Annotated in this window: 1 protein-coding gene; it reads right to left on the bottom strand. The window is 67.6% G+C overall.

Annotation, left to right across the window (positions count from 1 at the left end; all coding sequences use genetic code 11):
- Positions 1 to 518 (bottom strand): tripartite tricarboxylate transporter substrate-binding protein (locus tag AC1DWF_RS38625; protein WP_476843678.1); only part of this gene is annotated, 518 nt, incomplete at both ends.

The following is a 518-nucleotide window of genomic DNA, read 5'->3' as shown; positions in this document are numbered from 1 at the left end:
CTCGTAGCCAGGAAACCCCTGCTCGGCGATGGTCGGGACGTCCGGTAACACGGAGAGTCGCTGAGCGCCGGTGATGCCGAGGGCACGGAGGCGGCCATCGGCGATGTGCTGGATGCTGCTGCTATCGAACATGGCCTGCACGCGGCCGGAGAGCAGGTCGGCATGCGCCGGCGCGCTGCCGCCATAGCCGATCAGGCTCACGCGCGTGCCCGTCATCTCGTAGAGCAGCTCGCCTGCCAGATGCGTGATGGTGCCGACGCCGGTATGCGCGACGGCGACCTCACCGGGACGCTTCCGCAATTCGGCCACGAATTCCTGTACGCTCCGCGCTGGGAAGGAGGGGTGCACGACCAGGATGTTCGGCGCCGAAGAAATGAGGCCGACGCCGGTGAAGTCGCCGAAGGGCTCGTAGGGCAGGTTCGCCATCAGCACGGGGTTGAGCGCGAAGTTGAGCGAGACGACGAGGTAGCTGGTGCCGTCCGCAGGCGCGCGCTGCACCGATTGCGTGGCGATGAGCG

It is taken from the genome of Aminobacter sp. P4_D5 (assembly GCF_056401815.1).
The sequence above is the reverse complement of the archived record's forward strand: the minus strand, read 5'-3'. Positions and strand labels throughout refer to the sequence as shown.